At 71.1% G+C, this 19,289-nt stretch carries 16 protein-coding genes; 12 read left to right on the top strand and 4 right to left on the bottom strand.

Annotated elements, in window-relative coordinates; all coding sequences use genetic code 11:
* Nucleotides 1–8: 8 nt before the first annotated feature.
* On the bottom strand, nucleotides 9–920 hold the full coding sequence (locus tag ABZU99_RS22670) for a hypothetical protein (RefSeq protein WP_356046289.1): 912 nt from the start codon (nucleotides 918–920) through the stop codon (nucleotides 9–11).
* 219 nt (nucleotides 921–1,139) lie between these two features.
* Complete coding sequence (gene rpsT / locus ABZU99_RS22665) at nucleotides 1,140–1,406, bottom strand: 30S ribosomal protein S20 (RefSeq protein WP_355944005.1); 267 nt, start codon at nucleotides 1,404–1,406, stop codon at nucleotides 1,140–1,142.
* Between the two features lie 204 nt (nucleotides 1,407–1,610).
* Here rpsT and lepA point away from each other — a divergent pair, with 204 nt between their 5' ends.
* The 4 genes from lepA to hemW all read left to right on the top strand — a co-directional run bounded on the left by lepA (nucleotide 1,611) and on the right by hemW (nucleotide 9,676).
* Nucleotides 1,611–3,494: a translation elongation factor 4 gene (gene lepA / locus ABZU99_RS22660; protein ID WP_355944003.1), complete on the top strand. Its 1,884-nt coding sequence runs from the start codon at nucleotides 1,611–1,613 to the stop codon at nucleotides 3,492–3,494.
* A gap of 218 nt (nucleotides 3,495–3,712) precedes the next feature.
* A complete protein-coding gene (locus ABZU99_RS22655) occupies nucleotides 3,713–5,602 on the top strand; it encodes a long-chain fatty acid--CoA ligase (RefSeq protein WP_356046286.1) in 1,890 nt (629 codons plus the stop codon).
* 153 nt (nucleotides 5,603–5,755) lie between these two features.
* Nucleotides 5,756–7,954, top strand: coding sequence for an ATP-binding SpoIIE family protein phosphatase (locus tag ABZU99_RS22650; RefSeq protein ID WP_356046284.1), 2,199 nt, complete (start codon nucleotides 5,756–5,758; stop codon nucleotides 7,952–7,954).
* 489 nt (nucleotides 7,955–8,443) lie between these two features.
* Nucleotides 8,444–9,676 (top strand): radical SAM family heme chaperone HemW, encoded by a 1,233-nt coding sequence (hemW, locus tag ABZU99_RS22645; RefSeq protein WP_356046282.1) that lies wholly within the window; start codon nucleotides 8,444–8,446, stop codon nucleotides 9,674–9,676.
* A 97-nt stretch (nucleotides 9,677–9,773) separates the two neighbouring features.
* Here the strand turns inward: hemW and ABZU99_RS22640 are convergent, their stop codons facing one another.
* Together ABZU99_RS22640 and ABZU99_RS22635 are read right to left on the bottom strand one after the other, a co-directional pair.
* Nucleotides 9,774–10,586 (bottom strand): DUF3097 domain-containing protein, encoded by an 813-nt coding sequence (locus ABZU99_RS22640; RefSeq protein WP_356046280.1) that lies wholly within the window; start codon nucleotides 10,584–10,586, stop codon nucleotides 9,774–9,776.
* Between the two features lie 23 nt (nucleotides 10,587–10,609).
* On the bottom strand, nucleotides 10,610–11,332 hold the full coding sequence (locus tag ABZU99_RS22635) for an MBL fold metallo-hydrolase (protein ID WP_356046278.1): 723 nt from the start codon (nucleotides 11,330–11,332) through the stop codon (nucleotides 10,610–10,612).
* 175 nt (nucleotides 11,333–11,507) lie between these two features.
* Here ABZU99_RS22635 and hrcA point away from each other — a divergent pair, with 175 nt between their 5' ends.
* The 8 genes from hrcA (at nucleotide 11,508) to ABZU99_RS22595 (ending at nucleotide 18,931) form a co-directional block, all read left to right on the top strand.
* A complete protein-coding gene (hrcA, locus tag ABZU99_RS22630; RefSeq protein ID WP_355943991.1) occupies nucleotides 11,508–12,524 on the top strand; it encodes a heat-inducible transcriptional repressor HrcA in 1,017 nt (338 codons plus the stop codon).
* Nucleotides 12,525–13,661, top strand: coding sequence for a molecular chaperone DnaJ (gene dnaJ, locus ABZU99_RS22625; RefSeq protein WP_356046276.1), 1,137 nt, complete (start codon nucleotides 12,525–12,527; stop codon nucleotides 13,659–13,661).
* 42 nt (nucleotides 13,662–13,703) lie between these two features.
* On the top strand, nucleotides 13,704–14,795 hold the full coding sequence (locus tag ABZU99_RS22620; protein WP_355943987.1) for a nitronate monooxygenase: 1,092 nt from the start codon (nucleotides 13,704–13,706) through the stop codon (nucleotides 14,793–14,795).
* The gene (locus ABZU99_RS22615; protein WP_356046274.1) at nucleotides 14,792–15,535 is read left to right on the top strand and encodes a 16S rRNA (uracil(1498)-N(3))-methyltransferase; all 744 of its coding nucleotides are present in this window, start codon (nucleotides 14,792–14,794) and stop codon (nucleotides 15,533–15,535) included. The genes ABZU99_RS22620 and ABZU99_RS22615 overlap by 4 nt, the downstream gene beginning before the upstream one ends.
* Nucleotides 15,536–15,759: 224 nt before the next feature.
* Nucleotides 15,760–16,284 (top strand): hypothetical protein, encoded by a 525-nt coding sequence (locus ABZU99_RS22610; RefSeq protein ID WP_356046272.1) that lies wholly within the window; start codon nucleotides 15,760–15,762, stop codon nucleotides 16,282–16,284.
* Between the two features lie 76 nt (nucleotides 16,285–16,360).
* A complete protein-coding gene (locus ABZU99_RS22605) occupies nucleotides 16,361–16,720 on the top strand; it encodes a histidine triad nucleotide-binding protein (RefSeq protein WP_355943981.1) in 360 nt (119 codons plus the stop codon).
* 4 nt (nucleotides 16,721–16,724) lie between these two features.
* A complete protein-coding gene (locus ABZU99_RS22600) occupies nucleotides 16,725–17,645 on the top strand; it encodes a ribonuclease Z (protein ID WP_356046270.1) in 921 nt (306 codons plus the stop codon).
* 185 nt (nucleotides 17,646–17,830) lie between these two features.
* Nucleotides 17,831–18,931 (top strand): PfkB family carbohydrate kinase, encoded by a 1,101-nt coding sequence (locus tag ABZU99_RS22595; protein ID WP_355944087.1) that lies wholly within the window; start codon nucleotides 17,831–17,833, stop codon nucleotides 18,929–18,931.
* Nucleotides 18,932–19,289: the final 358 nt, after the last annotated feature.

Below are 19,289 nucleotides of genomic sequence, written 5' to 3'. Positions count from 1 at the left end.
GCGGTTCCTCAGCCCTTCAGCTTCGCCAGCGTCGCCTTCGCGCTGTCCTTGAGCATCTCGGTGGCCTCTTTGCTGGACTTGGCGTCGGCGCTGGACGAGCTCGACACAAACTCCGACCAGGTCGACTGGTAGGTCATCCAGCCTTCGCGCACCCCGAGGATCACATAGGCACCGGTGTCGGAGCTGCTCTTGTTCGTCTGCGTCACCACATATGCCTCGTCGCCGAGGCCGCTGACCGCGCTGACCTTGTAGCTGTAGGTGGAGGTCTTCTGGTCCTCGTAGGCCCGGTACTGGGCCTCGAACTCCGGTCCTGGGTCGCTCTTCTTGTGCAGCGACGCGGTCGTGTAGAGCCACACCGAGGAGTAGTCACCGCTGGACGAGGCGCTCGGCTCGTAGTCGATGTTGCAGGTCATCGAGTCCAGCGCCGGATCCTGGGAGCTGCTGTGCTGCGGGTTGGTGGACCCGGTCTCGCTCTTCTCCTTGTATCCGGCGTCCTCGAAGGTCTGGGAATCGGTCGGGCCGCACAGATCGGTCGTGTAGCGGTAGCCCGCGAGGTCGGCCTTCGCCTCACCGTCGGAGCCTCCGGTGGCCAACAGCGCGCCGGCCCAGACCGCCGAGGCCACGACGGCCCCGCCCAGCCCCCACAGCCAGCCCTTTCCCCGGGCGCCACCGCCTGCCGGACCCACCGGCGGCACCCCGGTAGCCATGCCCGCCGGACCGTACCCGCCCATGGGGACGCCGGGCATGGTCGGCTGTGCGTACGGAGGGGGGTGATGCGGCTGGCCCTGAGGTGGCTGGGGCGACTGCTGCGGTACATGCCCGTACGGGCCGGGCGGCGGGCCGCCCTGCTGAGGCGGCTGCGGCGGTTGAGGCGGCTGCGGCCGGGCGTACGGGTTGGGAGTCTCCCCCGGTATCGACATGACGTGAACATACCCGAAAACAACCCGAAGGCCCCGCGCTGTCCTGGGGTGAGGACAGGCGCGGGGCCTTCGTATCGATCAAAGTGCGCCGCACCCGCGTGGCGAACGCAGGCCGCGTGCGGCGCGGTGCCGCAGCCGGAGCTGTCGGCTGCCGGTCGGAGCGGGTGAGAGGGACCGCTGGGCCCGGACCGGCGGGGTGGGGCGGTGCGCCCCGGAGCGTCAGCCCTTGAGGGAGGCGAGCTTCTGGGCGAGCGCCGACTTCTTGTTGGCGGCGTTGTTCTTGTGCAGAACGCCCTTGCTGACGGCCTTGTCGAGCTTGCGCGAGGCGACCCGGGCGGCCTCGGTGGCCTTCTCGGCGTCACCGGCGGCCACGGCCTCGCGGGTCCGGCGGATGGCGGTCTTCAGCTCGGACTTGACGGCCTTGTTGCGCAGCCGCGCCTTCTCGTTGGTCTTGTTGCGCTTGATCTGGGACTTGATGTTCGCCACGTAAAGAGCCTTCGCAGGTTCGTCGGGTTTTGCTGGATTCGTTGTGCACACGTGCCCGTGCGAGAGGGGCACGAGACACAGTCGGCCAGGCTACCAGCAGGGTGCATGGCGTCCCAAACCCGGAAGAGGTCGCCGTCCATGGGACCATGGACGGGACTGACCCACCCAGACAACACCGAGTCCCGCCTAGACACAGGACCCTGCGTGCCCGCGACCCCTACCAATGTGCCGGAGCCGAGCCGTACCGACCCGGCTCTGATCCGTAACTTCTGCATCATCGCGCACATCGACCACGGCAAGTCGACGCTCGCCGACCGCATGCTCCAGCTGACCGGTGTGGTCGAGCAGCGGCAGATGCGCGCGCAGTATCTCGACCGCATGGACATCGAGCGCGAGCGCGGCATCACGATCAAGTCCCAGGCGGTCCGGCTGCCCTGGGCGCCGACGACGGACGAGGGCGGCCCGGAGGCGGCCATCCATATCCTCAACATGATCGACACTCCGGGCCACGTGGACTTCACCTACGAGGTCTCGCGCTCCCTCGCGGCCTGTGAGGGCTGCGTCCTGCTGGTCGACGCGGCCCAGGGCATCGAGGCCCAGACCCTCGCCAATCTCTATCTGGCGATGGAGAACGACCTCACGATCATCCCGGTGCTCAACAAGATCGATCTGCCGGCCGCCCAGCCGGAGAAGTACGCCGCCGAGCTCGCCCACCTGATCGGCTGTGACCCCTCCGATGTGCTCAAGGTCTCCGCGAAGACCGGCGAGGGCGTGGCCGAGCTGCTGGACCGGGTCGTCGAGCTGGTTCCGCCCCCGGTGGGCGTCAAGGACGCTCCCGCCCGGGCGATGATCTTCGACTCCGTCTATGACGCGTACCGGGGCGTCGTCACGTATGTGAAGGTCGTGGACGGCACGCTCAGCAAGCGCGAGCGGATCAAGATGATGTCCACCGGCGCCGCCCATGAGCTGCTGGAGATCGGTACCAATTCGCCCGAGATGACCCCCGCCGATGGTCTGTCCGTCGGTGAGGTGGGCTATCTGATCACGGGTGTGAAGGACGTCCGGCAGTCCAAGGTCGGCGATACGATCACCCAGGTCACCAAGGGCGCGCAGGAGCCGCTGGGCGGCTACAAGGACCCGAAGCCCATGGTGTTCTCGGGCCTGTATCCGCTGGACGGCTCGGACTACCCCGAGCTGCGCGAGGCCCTGGACAAGCTCCAGCTCAACGACGCCGCGCTGGTCTATGAACCGGAGACCTCGGCCGCGCTCGGCTTCGGCTTCCGCGTAGGGTTCCTCGGGCTGCTGCATCTGGAGGTCATCCGTGAGCGTCTGGAGCGCGAATTCGGCCTTGATCTGATCGCCACCGCGCCCAACGTGGTCTACCGCGTGGACATGGAGGACGGCACCGAGCACACGGTGACCAACCCCAGCGAGTTCCCGGTGGGCAAGATCGCCGCGGTGCATGAGCCGGTCGTCCGGGCGACGATCCTGGCCCCCAGCGAGTTCATCGGCGCGATCATGGAGCTGTGCCAGAACCGCCGCGGGGTGATGCTCGGCATGGACTACCTCTCCGAGGACCGCGTCGAGATCCGCTACACCCTGCCGCTCGCCGAGGTCGTCTTCGACTTCTTCGACCAGCTGAAGTCCAAGACCCGCGGCTATGCCTCGCTCGACTACGAGCCCACCGGTGAGCAGACCTCCGACCTGGTCAAGGTCGACATCCTGCTGCACGGTGACAAGGTCGACGCCTTCTCCGCGATCACTCACAAGGACAAGGCGTACGCGTACGGCGTCCGGCTGGTCGCCAAGCTGCGCGAGCTCATCCCGCGGCAGAACTTCGAGGTGCCGATCCAGGCGGCGATCGGCGCCCGGGTCATCGCCCGTGAGACGGTCCGTGCCATCCGTAAGGACGTCCTCGCCAAGTGCTACGGCGGTGACATCTCCCGTAAGCGGAAGCTGCTGGAGAAGCAGAAGGAAGGCAAGAAGCGGATGAAGATGGTCGGCAGCGTGGAGGTGCCGCAGGATGCCTTCATCGCGGTGCTGTCCTCCGACTCCGACGGCGGCGGGGACTCCAAGGCGAAAAAGTAGCGCCGAGGGAGATCAGGGAAGTGAGTGGTCAACGGGCCTGGCGGGATGTATGCGCCGGGCCCGTTGTCATGGTGTGTATGAGGCGGAGGGCCCGCTGCCGTCGTTGAAACAACGTGACCCCGACCCCCTTACGCGGTAAGGATTCGGCCCTTACGCTGATCACCACTCGAAGGTTACTCGCGAGTCACCAAGCGAAGATGCGGGCCCCGGAGGATGCCGTGACCGACACCCAGAAACTGCTCGAGAACCGGCCGCCGTCCCTGGCGACGCACTTCCTCGAGCGCGTTGAGGCGACGCCGGATGCGGAGGCGTATCGCTACCCGGTCGCGCCCCCCTCGGGCGCGGGCCCCGATGAATGGCGCCCCTTGACCTGGCGCGAAAGCGCGGATCGAGTCTTCGCCATCGCCGCCGGTCTGATGAGCCTGGGGGTCCACCCCGAGGAGCGGGTGGCGCTGGCCGCCTCGACCCGCGTCGAGTGGATCCTGAGCGACCTCGGCGTGCTGTGCGCGGGCGCGGCGACCACCACGGTCTACCCGAGCACCAACGCCGAGGAGACCGCCTTCATCCTCTCCGACTCCGGCAGCCGGGTGCTGATCGCCGAGGACGCGGCACAGGTCGCCAAGGCGCGGGCCAAGCGCGATGAACTCCCCGACCTCGTCCATGTCGTGGTGATCAACGCCGAGGACGCGCTCCCCGCCGAGGGTGATCCGGAGGGCTGGGTGCTCTCGCTCGCCGAGCTGGAGAAGCGCGGTACCGCCCATCTGGAGCAGCAGCCGAACGCGGTACGCGAGCGGATCGACGCTCTGCGCGGCGACCAGCTCGCCACGCTCATCTACACCTCCGGGACCACCGGGCGCCCCAAGGGCGTACGGCTGGCGCACGACTCCTGGTCGTACATGGCCATCGTGATCGGCAATCTCGACGGACTGCTCTTCCCCGACGATGTGCAATACCTGTGGCTGCCGCTCGCCCATGTCTTCGGCAAGGTGCTGACGGCGGGACAGATCTACGTCGGGCACACCACGGCGGTCGACGGCCGGGTCGACAAGATCATCGAGAATCTTCCGGTGGTCCGGCCGACCTATATGTGTGCCGTGCCGCGGATCTTCGAGAAGGTCTACAACGGGGTGGCCCAGAAGGCGCGCGAGGGCGGCGCGGCCAAGTACAAGATCTTCCAGTGGGCGGCCGGGATCGCCCGCGACTACGCCAAGATCTCCCAGGACAACTTCCGCCGCACCGGCACCGCGTCCGTCCCCTTCGGCCTCAAGGTCCAGCACGCGCTGGCCGACAAGCTCGTCTACGCCAAGCTGCGCGAGGCGTTCGGCGGCCGGCTGCGGGCCGCGGTGTCCGGCTCCGCCGCGCTGGCGCCCGACATCGGCTACTTCTTCGCCGGCGCCGGCATCAACATCCTGGAGGGCTACGGCCTGACGGAATCCAGCGCCGCCAGCTTCCTCAACCCGGTGGACTACCGAACGGGCACGGTGGGCAAGGCGTTCCCCGGTCTGGAGGTGCGGTTCGCCGAGGACGGCGAGGTGCTGCTGCGCGGCCCCGGCATCATGCAGGGCTACCACGGCCTGCCGGACCTGACCGCGGAGGTGCTGGAGTCCGACGGCTGGTTCCACACCGGCGACATCGGCGAGCTGTCGCCCGACGGCTATCTCCGCATCACCGACCGCAAGAAGGACCTGATCAAGACCTCCGGCGGCAAGTACGTCGCCCCGGCCGAGGTCGAGGGCCAGTTCAAGGCCGTGTGCCCGTTCGTCTCCAACATCCTGGTGCACGGCGCGGACCGTAACTACTGCACCGCGCTGATCGCCCTCGACGAGCCGACGATCATGTCCTGGGCGAGCGAGAACGGCCTCGCGGGGAAGTCCTACGCGCAGGTCGTGGCCAACGATGAGGTGCGGCAGATGATCGAGGGTTATGTGCAGCGCCTCAACGAAGGGCTCCAGCGCTGGCAGACCATCAAGCAGTTCCGGCTGCTCCCGCGCGATCTGGACGTGGAGCACGGTGAGTTGACGCCCAGCCTGAAGCTGAAGCGGCCGGTGGTCGAGCGCGAGTACAAGGACCTGATCGAGGACATGTACGCCGGTACGAGGGAGGCCTAGAGAGCGCCCCGGTAGTTCGTCGGCGCATTACTTGCCGCACCGGGCGTGTGAATTTTCAACTCTTCAAGGTTCACTTGTGTAACTCGGTGTGTATGAGGGCGCTCCGTCTGTCACTCTGTCCGTGCCGGATATCGATACGGCACCTACGGAACTATGACGGAGCTTCTCAGGAGCCGCACAGTGGGGACGTCGTCTTCCGCCACGTCTGGTGGTTCGGTTGAGGATGGTGGGGTGGTTCTGCCGGTCGGAGGCGGCGGCGATGTCGGCCCCGTCCGCACCAGCGCGTCCGCGCGCGTCAGCCTGCCGGGCAATCCACTCGCGGCCTCCGCCGCGCGCCGGTTCGTCCGCGCCGCCCTCGCCGACTGGGCCGTACGCGACGTCCCGGCCGCCGGCCGGATCACCGACCGGGTCGAGGACGAGGCCGCACTGCTGGTCAGCGAACTGGTCACCAACGCCGTGGTGCACGCCGGCACCGCCGTCGAGGTGAGCTGCGCGCTGGATGTGCCGGGCTATGAGGGCGAACCCCCGTCCCTCGTCGTGGAGGTGACCGACCACCATCCCACCCGGGTGCTGGGCGGTGACCCGGAGGACGCGGAGGAGGGGGCGGAGGGCTCCGTTGGCCATGGGCTGCGTCTTGTCGCCGAGATAGCCGAGTCGTGGGGGATCACGTATCGGCGGGCGAGCAAGACGGTGTGGTTTCAGGTGTTGGTTGCCGGGGGTGGGGCGGAAGTTGGTGCCGGTCCCGGTGCCGGTGCCGGTGTGGGCGTGGGTGCCGGCGGCGGTGGCGGTGTGGGTGCGGGTGCCGGTGTGGGTGCCGATGCCGGTGCCGGTGTGGGTCCCGGTGCCGGTGTGGGTGGCGGTGTGGGTGCCGGTCCCGGTGTCGGTGGCGGTGTGGGTGTGGGTGCGGGTGTCAGTGACGGCGTCGACCAGGCTGACGGTCGCTTGGAGCAGGGCCTTGAGCAGGGCGCGCGCCATGACCCCGGCGGCGCCGTCGCAATCATCGCCCCCGCGCCCCGGCGGTTGCCCGCCCGCCGCGATCCCGAGTGGATGCGGTATGGCGCGCTGTCGTTTCTCGCCGAGGCGTCCGATCTGCTGGCCGGGCAGCTCGACGAGGACCTGGTGACCTCGCTCGCCGGGCAGCTGCTGGTGCCCCGGCTCGCCGACTGGTGCGCGGTGTGGATCGACGGTGTGAGCGGGCCGCCGCGGCTCGCCCGGGTCTGGCACGCGAGCGAGAGCCGCATGGAGGGGCTGCGGCGGGTGCTGGAGAAGGAGCCGCCGCAGTTGCCCGCCACGGCGCGTGGCGGCGCCGTGGAGTGGCCCTGGCCGGCCGACCCGGCCGCGTACGGGCCCGGTGGTGTGGCCATCGCCTGCCGGCTGATCGCGGGCGGCCGGGCCCTGGGCACGCTGCTGCTGGGCCGGGCCGGGCTGGTGCGGATGCCCGCTGAAGTGACCGGCCTGATCGAGGACTTCGCCCGCCGCGTCGCCCTCGCCCTCGCCGCCGCCCGCCGCTACACCCGGCAGGCGGACATCAGCCGGGTGCTCCAGCGCGGACTGCTGCCGTCCGGTATCGCGCGGATCCCCGGCGTCGAGTCGGCCGTGGTGTATGAGCCGACCGGCGACATCTCGGCCGGGGGCGACTTCTACGACGTCTTCCCGGCGGGGGACGGGCGCTGGTGCTTTGTGCTGGGCGACGTATGCGGGAACGGCCCGGAGGCGGCCGTGGTGACCGGGCTCGTACGGCCCTGGCTACGGCTGCTGGCGCGTGAGGGGTACCGGGTGGGGGAGGTGCTCGACCGGCTGAACCGGCTGCTGGGGGAGGAGGCCGTCGGGGAGGCGGTGGTGGCCGCCGGGGGTGGGGACGTGGACCTGGTGGGGACGGGGCTGGCGGGGTTGCCGGCGGGGGGTGGGATGGCGCGGTTTCTGTCGCTGCTGTACGGGGAGTTGGAGCCGTTGGGTGCGGATGCGGATGCGGATGCGGGTGGTGGTGGGGGTGTTCGGTGCACTTTGGCGAGTGCGGGGCATCCTTTACCGCTGGTGATGGGGCCGGATGGGGCTGTGCGGACGGTTGCGGTGCCGCAGATCTTGCTGGGTGTGGTGGACGAGGTTTCGTACGAGAGTGAAACGTTCGTTTTGGTGCCCGGCGAGACGCTGCTGTGCGTGACGGACGGGGTCACGGAGCACCGGTCGGGGAACCGGCAGTTCGACGACGAGGAGGGGCTGGCGGCGGCGCTCGGCCAGTGCGTGGGGTTGTCGGCGCGGGAGGTGGCGGAGCGGGTGCGGCGGGCGGTGCACGAGTTTGCGGCGGAGCCGCCGGATGACGATCTGGCGATGTTGGTGCTGAGGGCGGTGTAGCGGTGTAGCGGGGGTGGGCGCGCGGTCGCTCGGTGGCCGGGTGCGGGTCGTTCGGTGGCCGGGTGCGGGTCACCTCAGCGTCCGGGGCCCCGCCCCTGCAGCCCCGCCGCCCCGCGCGTGTCGGCGGCTGTCCGCCCGGTGGCCCCTCGGCAGGCGCCCGCTCCGTCCGCTGCCCCGAGGTGTCCGCCCGGTGGCCCCTCGGCAGGCGCCCGCTCCGTCCGCTGCCCCGAGCCCCGCTCACCCGTGCGGACGGGGGTACGCCGTTATCCAGCCCGTCCGGGGACCCAGCCCCTCCGGCGTTTGAGGAGCGGGGGGCGAAGCCCCGGACGAGGTCTGGGGCTTCGCCCCGGAGGGGGCGCGGGGGCGGAGCCCTCGAAGACGTGGGCCGGGGCGGAGCCCTGGTTCGGGAAGGGGCGGGGTGGGGGCTCCGACCGCCGCGGGCTCCCACGACCGGGTCCCGAGGCTCTGGGGATGGCGGACAATGGGGTCATGCCTTCCGTATTGCCCGATGGCGAGCCCATGCCCGAAGACGGCGCGCTGCCCGCACGCGCGCTGGAGGGGGCGCACGAGCGGCCGCTGGGGTTCTATCTGCACGTGCCCTACTGCGCGACCCGCTGCGGGTACTGCGACTTCAACACGTACACCGCCAGTGAGCTGCGCGGTTCCGGCGGGGTGCTCGCTTCGCGGGACAACTACGCCGAGCTGGTCGTGGAGGAGATACGGCTGGCGCGGAAGGTGCTGGGGGACGGCCGGAGGTCCGTGGAGACGGTGTTTGTCGGGGGCGGGACGCCGACGTTGCTCGCGGCGGGGGATCTGGGGCGGATGCTGGGGGCGATCCGGGAGGAGGTCGGGCTGGCGGAGGGGGCCGAGGTCACGACCGAGGCCAATCCGGAGTCGGTGGATCCGCGGTATCTGGCCGAGTTGCGGGAGGCGGGGTTCAACCGGGTCTCGTTCGGGATGCAGAGCGCCCGGCAGCATGTGCTGAAGGTGCTGGACCGTACGCATACGCCGGGGCGGCCGGAGGCGTGTGTGGCGGAGGCGCGGGCCGCGGGATTCGATCATGTGAATCTGGATCTGATCTACGGGACGCCGGGTGAGAGCGACGCGGACTGGCGGGCCTCGCTGGAGGCGGCGCTGGGGGCGGCGCCGGATCATGTGTCGGCGTATGCGCTGATCGTCGAGGAGGGGACGCAGCTGGCGCGGCGGATCCGGCGGGGGGAGGTGCCGATGACCGATGACGATGTGCATGCGGACCGGTATCTGATCGCGGAGGAAATGCTGTCGGCGGCCGGGTTTGAGTGGTACGAAGTCTCCAACTGGGCGACGTCGGCCGCAGGCCGGTGCCGCCACAACGAGCTGTACTGGCGCGGCGCCGACTGGTGGGGCGCCGGCCCGGGGGCGCACAGCCATGTGGGCGGCGTGCGGTGGTGGAATGTGAAGCATCCGGGGGCGTACGCGCAGGCGCTGAGCGAGGGCCGCTCGCCCGGGGCGGGCCGGGAGGTGCTGGCCGACGAGGAGCGCCGGGTGGAGCGGATCCTGCTGGAGCTGAGGCTGGCCGAGGGGTGCCCGCTGGCGCTGCTGCGCCCGGCCGGGGCGCGGGCGGCGGCGCGGGCGCTGGGGGACGGGCTGCTGGAGCCGGAGCCGTATGGGCAGGGGCGGGCGGTGCTGACGCTCAGGGGTCGGCTGCTGGCGGACGCCGTGGTGAGGGATCTGGTCGACTAAGCGTTTACGGCGAAGTCAAGTGCTGATCCTTCTCGGCGTCCAAGTCCTCGGCCAGGCCGAACGGCGAGGGATCAGCGGCGAACTTCACCGCATCCGCTTAGGCGGTCACGAAGTCGATCAGGTGCTCCACCCGGCCCAGGAGTTCGGGCTGGAGGTCCTTGTATGAGTGGACCGAGGAGAGGATCCGCTGCCAGGCGGCTCCGGTGTTCTCGGGCCAGCCCAGGGCGCGGCAGACGCCCTTCTTCCAGTCCTGGCCGTGCGGCACGGTCGGCCAGGCCGGGATGCCCACCGAGGACGGCTTCACGGCTTCCCAGACGTCGATGTAGGGGTGCCCGACGATCAGGACGTTCTCGTCGGTGACCTGCTCGGCGATGCGGGACTCCTTGGAGCCGGTCACCAGATGGTCGACCAGGACGCCGAGGCGGGCGTCCGTGCCGGGTGAGAAGTCGCGGACGATGGCGGGGAGGTCGTCGATGCCTTCCAGGTATTCCACGACGACGCCCTCGATCCGCAGATCGTCGCCCCAGACCCGTTCCACCAGCTCCGCGTCATGGCGTCCCTCGACATAGATGCGCCCCGCGCGGGCGACCCTCGCGCGCGCTCCCGGTACGGCGATCGAGCCGGAGGCCGTGCGCCGGGGTGTGCCGGGGGCGGCCGTGCGCGGGCGTACGAGGGTGACGACGCGTCCTTCCAGGAGGAAGCCGCGGGGTTCCATGGGGAAGACGCGGTGCTTGCCGAAGCGGTCCTCAAGGGTGACCGTGGGCCCCTGGGCGGTCTTCTCGCAGCGGATCACCGCACCGCAGAACCCGGTGGTGACCTCCTCGACGACGAGGTCCGGGTCGGCGGGGACCTCGGGGGCGGGCTGCTGCCGCTTCCAGGGCGGGGTCAGGTCCGGGTCGTACTGTCGCATCCGGGTGACGATAGCGCGAGGGACTAGGTGGACACGCCGAAGCGGGCGGCGAGTTCGTCGCGTTGGGCGCGGACGAAGGCGGCGTCCACGACGGAGCCGTGGCCCGGGACGTAGAGCGCGTCCTCGCCGCCGAGGGCGAGCAGCCGGTCGAGGGCGGCGGGCCACTGGGCGGGGACCGCGTCGGGTCCGGCCTGGGGCGGGCCCGACTCCTCGACCAGATCGCCGCAGAAGACCACCTCGGGCCGGCCGGGGGCCAGGACGGCCAGATCATGGGCGGAGTGGCCGGGGCCCACGTTCGCCAGGAGGACGGGGCGATCGCCCAGGTCGAGGGTGAGCTCGCCGGAGACCACGTGATGGGGGAGTACGAGGTGATCGGCGGCCTCGGTGGCGGCCTCCCGGTCCACGCCGTGCCGGATGGCGCTCTCGCGCAGCAGCTCCCTGTCGTGGCGCAGCAGCCCGTCGAGCCCGGCGGCCCCGTACACCTCGCAGCCCGCGAAGGCGGCCGTGCCGAGGACGTGATCGAAGTGCGGGTGGGTCAGTGCGATGCGGGTGGGGCGGCGGCCGGTGATCCGGGTGATCTGGCGGCGGAGCTCGGCGCCCTCGCGCAGCGTGGCTCCGGTGTCCACGACGAGGACGTCGGTCTCGCCGACGATCACGCCGATCGTCTCGTCCCAGCCCGGCATCCGGCGGCGGGCGACACCGGGCGCGAGCTGCTCCCAGCCCGCCTCTTCCCAATACGTCTCCATACCGAGACGCTAGCTCTCAGGGCGATAGCGTGGCGGGTCGGGCGGAGCCGCCACACTGCGGCTCTTGCCCACGCCACCGGCCCCCGCCGTACACTGGCTGAGGGGTTCTGGCACTCGTGCCCTTTGAGTGCCAGAGAGACGACCTGATGAGACCGCTGGACTGGAGGTGCGCGGGGTGCTCAGCGAACGCAGACTCGAAGTGCTGCGTGCCATTGTCCAGGACTATGTGGGGACGGAGGAGCCGGTCGGCTCCAAGGCGCTCACCGAGCGGCACCGGCTGGGGGTCTCCCCGGCCACGGTGCGTAACGACATGGCCGCTCTGGAGGACGAGGGTTTCATCGCCCAGCCGCATACGAGCGCCGGGCGGATTCCCACGGACAAGGGTTACCGGCTCTTCGTGGACAAGCTGGCGGGAGTCAAGCCGCTGTCCACCCCGGAGCGCAGGGCCATTCAGAACTTCCTGGACGGCGCCGTCGACCTCGACGATGTGGTGGGGCGTACGGTGCGGCTGCTGGCGCAGCTGACCCGGCAGGTCGCGGTGGTGCAGTACCCGTCGCTGACGCGTTCGACGGTGCGCCATGTGGAGCTGCTGCCACTGGCCACGGCCCGGGTGATGCTGGTGCTGATCACCGACACCGGGCGGGTCGAGCAGCGCATGGTGGACTGTCCGGCTCCGGTCAGCGAGGAGTCGCTCGCCGATCTGCGGGCCCGGCTCAACAGCCGGGTCGTGGGGCGGCGGTTCGCGGATGTGCCGCAGTTGGTGCAGGATCTTCCGGAGTCCTTCGAACAGGAGGACCGCGGGACGGTCTCGACCGTACTGTCGACCTTGCTCGAGACGCTTGTCGAGGAGACCGAAGAGCGGCTGATGATCGGCGGCACCGCGAACCTCACGCGTTTCGTGCATGATTTCCCCCTGACGATCCGGCCCGTCCTGGAGGCACTTGAGGAGCAGGTCGTCCTCCTCAAGCTGCTGGGCGAGGCCAAGGACTCGGGCATGACCGTGCGGATCGGGCATGAGAATGCTCACGAGGGGCTCAACGCCACCTCGGTCGTCGCGGTCGGCTACGGTTCGGGCGACGAGGCCGTCGCCAAACTCGGCGTGGTCGGACCGACCCGCATGGACTACCCCGGAACGATGGGAGCGGTACGCGCAGTGGCACGTTACGTCGGACAGATCCTGGCGGAGTCGTAAGTGGCGACGGACTACTACGCAGTCCTGGGCGTGCCGCGTGATGCCTCACAGGACCAGATCAAGAAGGCATTCCGCCGGCTCGCTCGCGAGCTGCATCCGGATGTGAACCCGGACCCGAAGACCCAGGAGCGGTTCAAGGAGATCAACGCCGCTTACGAGGTCCTGTCGGACCCGCAGAAGAAGCAGGTCTACGACCTCGGCGGCGACCCGATGTCCGGGGCCGGCGGAGGCGGCGGCGCCGGTGGCTTCGGCGCGGGCTTCGGCAACTTCTCCGACATCATGGACGCCTTCTTCGGCACCGCCTCGCAGCGCGGCCCGCGGTCCCGGACCCGGCGCGGCCAGGACGCCATGATCCGTCTCGATGTGGAGCTCAGCGAGGCCGCGTTCGGGACGACGAAGGACATCCAGGTCGACACCGCCATCGTCTGCACCACCTGCAGCGGCGAGGGCGCGGCGCCGGGCACCTCGGCGCAGACCTGCGACATGTGCCGCGGCCGCGGTGAGGTCTCGCAGGTGACGCGGTCCTTCCTGGGCCAGGTCATGACCTCGCGGCCGTGTCCGCAGTGCCAGGGCTTCGGCACCGTGGTGCCGACCCCGTGCCCGGAGTGCGCGGGCGACGGGCGGATCCGCTCGCGGCGCACGCTGACGGTGAAGATCCCGGCCGGTGTGGACAACGGCACCCGGATCCAGCTGGCGGGCGAGGGCGAGGTCGGCCCGGGCGGCGGCCCCGCCGGCGACCTGTACGTGGAGATCCACGAGGTGCCGCACCCGGTCTTCCAGCGGCGCGGCGACGACATGCACTGCACGGTGACCATCCCGATGACGGCGGCGGCGCTGGGCACCAAGGTGCCGCTGGAGACGCTGGACGGGCTGGAGGAGGTCGACATCCGGCCCGGCACCCAGTCCGGCCAGTCGATCCCGCTGCACCAGCGCGGCGTCACCCATCTGCGGGGCGGCGGCCGAGGCGACCTGATCGTGCATGTCGAGGTGACGACCCCGACCAAGCTCGACCCGGAGCAGGAGGAGCTGCTGCGGCGGCTGTCCAAGCTGCGTGGCGAGGAGCGCCCGACGGGGGAGTTCAAGCCGGGGCAGCAGGGGCTGTTCTCGCGCCTGAAGGACGCCTTCAACGGGCGGTGATCCGGTGACGGGCCGGTGCGGAGGGCATGGCACGATGTGGCCATGTCCACCGCACTGACCGATCTCTTTCGGTATCCGATCGTGCAGGCGCCGATGGCGGGCGGAGCCTCCTGCCCGCAGCTCGCCGCCACCGTCTCCCGTGCCGGCGGCCTCGGGTTTCTCGCTGCCGGCTACAAGACGCCGGAGGCGATGTACGAGGAGATCAAACAGGTACGGGGGCTGACGGACCGGCCCTTCGGCGTGAATCTGTTCATGCCGCAGCCGGCCACCGCCGACCCGGCCGCCATCGAGGTCTACGGCGAGCAGCTCGCGGGCGAGGCGGCCTGGTACGAGACCTCGCTCGGTGACCCCGACGCGGGGGCCGACGACGCGTACGAGGCCAAGCTCGCCGTCCTGCTCGACGACCCGGTGCCGGTCGTCTCGTTCACGTTCGGCTGCCCCACCCGCGCCGTTCTCGACTCCCTCGCCAGGGTCGGCACTCGTACGGTCGTCACCGTGACCTCGCCGGTCGAGGCGCAGACCGCTCAGTGGGCGGGCGCCGACGCCGTGTGCGTCCAGGGCGTGGAGGCCGGCGGCCACCAGGGCAGCTACCGGAACGATCCGGCGGCCGACGGCATGGGCGCCGGCATCGGCCTGCTGTCGCTGATCGCGCTTGTCCGGGAGTATGTGCAGGTCCCGATCATCGCCGCGGGCGGGCTGATGCGCGGTGCGCAGATCGCCGCGGCGCTGGCGGCGGGCGCGTCCGCGGCCCAGTTGGGGACCGCGTTCCTGGTCTGCCCCGAGTCCGGGGCCAATCCGCTGCACAAGCGGGCCATGACCGATCCGCTGTTCGGCCGGACCGAGCTGACCCGCGCCTTCTCCGGCCGTCCGGCCCGGGGCCTGGTCAACCGGTTCATGCGCGAGCACGGCCCGTACGCCCCCGCCGCCTACCCCCAGTTGCACCACATGACCTCCGGCCTCCGTAAGGCCGCGGCCAAGGCGGGCGATCCGCAGGGCATGGCGCTGTGGGCCGGGCAGGGGCACTGGCTGGCGCGGGAGCTGCCCGCCGGGCGTCTGGTGGAGACGCTGGCGATCGAACTGGACTCGGCGCGGGCCGTGTTGAACCTCCTGCCCCAGCGCGGTGCGGTGTCATGACCGCCCCCGTGTTCGTGGCCGACTCCCTGGCGGGGGCGGCCGTGGGGGACCGGATCGTGCTGGACGGGCCGGAGGGACGGCACGCGGTGTCCGTACGGCGGCTGCGCGTCGGTGAGCCCGTCGTCCTGACGGACGGCCACGGTGCGGGCGTGTACGGCGCTGTGGCGGCCGTCGAGGGCAAGGACCGGCTGCTGGTCGAGGTCGCCGAGGTGCGCCGGGAGACGGCGCCCAGCCCGCGGATCACCGTCGTCCAGGCGCTGCCGAAGGGCGACCGCGGCGAGGTGGCCGTGGAGACCATGACGGAGACGGGCGTCGACGCCGTCGTGCCGTGGGCCGCCGCGCGCTGCATCACCCAGTGGAAGGGCGAGCGCGGCCTGAAGGCGCTCGGTAAGTGGCGGTCGACGGCCCGCGAGGCGGGCAAGCAGTCCCGTCGGCTGACCTTCCCCGAGGTCACGGACGCGATGACGACCAAACAGGTTGCTCGACTTCTCGCCGAAGCCGATTTCGCGGCCGTGCTGCACGAGGAGGGCAGTGAGCCCCTGGCCATGGCCGAACTGCCGGGCGAGGGGGAGATCGTGCTGGTCGTGGGGCCGGAAGGGGGCGTGTCCGCAGAGGAGTTGGCCGCCTTCGCCGAGTCCGGCGCGCGGCCCTACCGGCTGGGCCCGGGCGTGCTGCGCACCTCCACGGCCGGAACGGTCGCCGCCGCACTGCTCCTGGGGCGTACGGGCCGCTGGAGTTAGGGCACCCATTTCTGGGCTCGGTTCTCCCCCGGCCACACCCATTTTTGGGCTCGGTTCTCCCCCGGCCACCGCTGGGAGGTGCCCCCGCCGGGGCGCTGAAGCCCGCGTCGGCGGTCGACCGTGCTCGGCCCTTCGCGCGGCGGGTAGCGGCGGAAACCCGAGGCCACTCACACTGGCCGAGGACGGTCTTCCGGTTCGCCACCCGCGGTGGGAACCTGTCGCCCATGGGGGTATTGAGCCAGGTACGGCAGGGACGGGCCCTTCCGGCCCTCGCGGCGGCGCTCGCGGTGGCCGTCGCGGTGACGGGATGTGAGCCCAGGGACGGCGGCGGGGTCAGCTCCATCAGTGTCGCGGTCACCACGGATCGGGTCGCCTCGCGCGCCCTGGAGAAGGGCGGGGTCGGTGTCCGCTGGCTGACCTGCACCGCGGACCTCAAGAGCGACCGTACGGTGGGAGCTTCGGCCTCCGGTGAGTCGCGCCGGACGGGCCGGACGGACGCGACGGTCAACTGCCGCGGCAGGACCGAGAACGACAAGGACATCAAGGTCACCGGCAAGGTCACCTATGTGCGCGAGAACCACTGCGTGCGGGGCGACTTGACGGGCAAGGTGGACGGTCGGAAGGTGTTCGAGGCGAAGGTGATCGGGGAGTGCGACGGCGGCGGCCGGGAGACCGAGCGCCCCGGGCCCACCCGCAGTCACCCCTGGCACCACCGGACCACGGCCGGGAGCGGAACACAGGGCAAGTAGGGCTCGTGCGCCCCGTCGGCGGGGCATCCCGGTACCATCCGGTCCGTACCAGCCGACGATCCGTAAGGAGCCACCGGTGGCGGGAGAACCGCAGGCCGACTGCCTGTTCTGCAAGATTGTCTCGGGGGAGGTGCCGGCCACGGTCGTCCGGGAGACCGAGACCACGGTCGCCTTCCGCGATATAAACCCCCAGGCGCCGACGCACGTACTGGTGATCCCCAAGGTGCACTACCCGGACGCCGCCACGCTCGCGGCGGCCGAGCCGCAGATCGCCGCGGACGTACTGCGCGAGACGGGCGTCGTCGCCGCCGACGAGAAGATCGACGGCAGTGGTTTCCGCGTGGTGTTCAACACCGGCTCGGGAGCCGGGCAGACCGTCTTCCATGCCCATGCCCATGTCCTCGGCGGCCGGGGCTTCAACTGGCCCCCCGGATAGTCCCTTGTCCGCACGTGAACTGATCGTCCTCGGGACCGCCAGCCAGGTGCCGACCCGGCACCGCAACCACAACGGCTATCTGCTGCGCTGGGACGGCGAGGGCATCCTCTTCGACCCCGGCGAGGGCACCCAGCGCCAGATGGTGCGGGCCGGAGTCTCCGCGCATGACATCGACCGCATCTGTGTCACGCACTTCCACGGGGACCACTCGCTGGGGCTCGCCGGGGTGATCCAGCGGATCAACCTGGACCGGGTGCCGCATCCGGTGACCGCGCACTATCCGGCGAGCGGGCAGCGCTTCTTCGAACGACTGAGCTACGCCACCGCCTATCGGGAGACGGTGGTGCTGGCCCAGCAGCCCGTCAGCGGCGAGGGCGGGGTGCTGGCCGACACCCCCGCGTACACCCTGGAGGCGGCCCGGCTCTCGCACCCCGTCGAGTCGTACGGCTACCGGCTCACCGAGCCGGACGGCCGCCGCATGCTGCCCGAGCGGCTGGCGGCGTACGGCATCCGCGGCCCGGAGATCGGCCGGCTCCAGCGGGAGGGGGTGCTGGAGTGGGACGGGCACACGATCGCGCTCGAGGAGGTCAGCGAGGTGCGGCGGGGGCAGAGCTTCGCCTTCGTCATGGACACCCGGCTGTGCGACGGCGCGCATGCGCTGGCGCGGGGGTGCGATCTGCTGGTGATCGAGTCGACCTTCCTGGACGAGGACGAGCCGCTGGCCGTCGAGTACGGGCATCTGACGGCCGGGCAGGCGGCCCGGCTCGCGGCCGGTGCGGGGGTGCGCCATCTGGTCCTGACGCACTTCTCGCAGCGGTACGGGGATCCGGCGGAGTTCGAGCGGCAGGCGCGGGCGGCGGGGTTCCCGGGTGAGCTCACGATCGCCCAGGACCTGATGAGCGTGGAGCTGCCCAGGCGGCGCTGAGGCCGGGTGATGCCAGGTGAGGCCGGGACGGGCAGGCGGCGCCGGGCGGCCGACGCCGCGCTGTCAGAGCGATCGTGCACACTGGCGGCACCTGAATCCGACGGCGAAAACCGGCGAAACTCGACGAGAAGACGACGATGAACGGCGCGTCACGACAGACCGGCACGACCTGGGAGCACACGGTGATGGCACACGACGGCGACAAGCTCGCGGCGGGCTGCCCCCTCCTCGACCCGCTCGCGGCCGTTCGCGAGCCCGGCGACCCGGCGCGCGATGTGTATCTCACCGGCACCGTCTTCCTCGACATCATCTTCACCGGTCTGGACTCCGCCCCCGTCCGCGGCACCGAGTCCTGGGCCCGCGGTATGGGCTCCAGCCCCGGCGGCGTCGCCAATATGGCCACCGCCCTGGCCCGGCTGGGCCTGCGCACCTCGCTCGCCGCGGCCTTCGGCGACGACCACTACGGGGACTACTGCCGGGATGCGCTGGACCGCGGCGAGGGCATCGATCTGTCGCTGTCCCGTACGATCCCCGGCTGGCACTCCCCGGTGACGGTCTCCATGGCCTACGAGGGCGAGCGCACGATGGTCTCCCACGGCCATGAGGCGCCGCCGCCCGAGGAGCCCGCCCCCAGCTGCCCGCCCCCGGCCCGCGCCGCCATCGCCTCCCTGGTGCCCGGCCGCCGCGAGGAGTGGGTCGCCGAGGCCGCCCGCCAGGGCAGCCGGATCTTCGCCGACGTCGGCTGGGACGACACCGGCCGCTGGGACCCGTCCGACCTCGCCGATCTTGAGCACTGCGAGGCGTTCCTGCCCAACGCCGTCGAGGCGATGCGCTACACCCGCACCGACTGCCCGCGCGCCGCCGCCCGCGCGCTGGCCGACCGGGTGCCGCTCGCCGTCGTCACGCTGGGCTCCGAGGGGGCGTACGCGGTCGACGGCCGCACCGGCGAGACGGCAGAGGTGCCCGGGATCGCCGTGGAGGCCCTGGACCCGACCGGCGCCGGGGACGTCTTCGTCGCGGGCTTCGTCACCGGCACGCTCGCCGACTGGCCGCTCGCCGACCGGCTGGCCTTCGCCGGGCTGACCGCTGCCCTGTCGGTGCAGGAGTTCGGCGGCTCGCTGTCCGCGCCCGGCTGGGTGGAGATCGCGGCCTGGTGGCAGCACGCCCGCGCCTACGACGACCAGCCGCTGCGCCGCTATGCGTTCCTCGACCGGATACTGCCCACCGCTGCCCGGGGCGGCCCGCTCCGCCGCGCGGTTCCCACCATCGGCTTCCGCCGCGGGTAGGGGTGGGCCCCGGCTCCCACCCCCATCCGCCGCGGTGGAGGCGCCCGCCGCGCCACCGCACGCTGGTTCGCGTCACCGATGTGCCGGGGCGCGGGGTCCCTTCAGCGACCCTCCTGACACCGCCCCGCGCCATCGCGCATCCGGCGCACCCCATCCGCCCGGCGCCGGCCACGGGCGCTTCGCGGGGGCGGCGGGGGCCGGGTCAGGGGGCCGGCGGTGGGGCCTCAGATGCTGGTGGGCGGTGTGATGAGCGGCATGGAGTAAAAGCACTCGGGTCTTGTCGGTGCTCCGTCGTACTCTTGTAGTCCTAGGTTGTCGAGCAGCGAGAACCCTTGTCGCAGGAGGTAGAAGCAGGCCC

It is taken from the genome of Streptomyces sp. NPDC005266, from assembly GCF_040607655.1.
Classification (GTDB): domain Bacteria; phylum Actinomycetota; class Actinomycetes; order Streptomycetales; family Streptomycetaceae; genus Streptomyces.
The sequence above is the reverse complement of the archived record's forward strand: the minus strand, read 5'-3'. Positions and strand labels throughout refer to the sequence as shown.

What these genes read in the sequence shown, in the direction of transcription:
- ABZU99_RS22640 (WP_356046280.1), bottom strand. Translation starts at nt 10,586, where the DNA reads ATGCGACAGTACGACCCGGACCTGACCCCGCCCTGGAAGCGGCAGCAG.
- ABZU99_RS22620 (WP_355943987.1), top strand. Translation starts at nt 13,704, where the DNA reads ATGTCCACCGCACTGACCGATCTCTTTCGGTATCCGATCGTGCAGGCG.
- ABZU99_RS22650 (WP_356046284.1), top strand. Translation starts at nt 5,756, where the DNA reads ATGACGGAGCTTCTCAGGAGCCGCACAGTGGGGACGTCGTCTTCCGCC.
- ABZU99_RS22615 (WP_356046274.1), top strand. Translation starts at nt 14,792, where the DNA reads ATGACCGCCCCCGTGTTCGTGGCCGACTCCCTGGCGGGGGCGGCCGTG.
- ABZU99_RS22610 (WP_356046272.1), top strand. Translation starts at nt 15,760, where the DNA reads ATGGGGGTATTGAGCCAGGTACGGCAGGGACGGGCCCTTCCGGCCCTC.
- ABZU99_RS22635 (WP_356046278.1), bottom strand. Translation starts at nt 11,332, where the DNA reads ATGGAGACGTATTGGGAAGAGGCGGGCTGGGAGCAGCTCGCGCCCGGT.
- hemW (WP_356046282.1), top strand. Translation starts at nt 8,444, where the DNA reads ATGCCTTCCGTATTGCCCGATGGCGAGCCCATGCCCGAAGACGGCGCG.
- ABZU99_RS22670 (WP_356046289.1), bottom strand. Translation starts at nt 920, where the DNA reads ATGTCGATACCGGGGGAGACTCCCAACCCGTACGCCCGGCCGCAGCCG.
- ABZU99_RS22595 (WP_355944087.1), top strand. Translation starts at nt 17,831, where the DNA reads ATGGCACACGACGGCGACAAGCTCGCGGCGGGCTGCCCCCTCCTCGAC.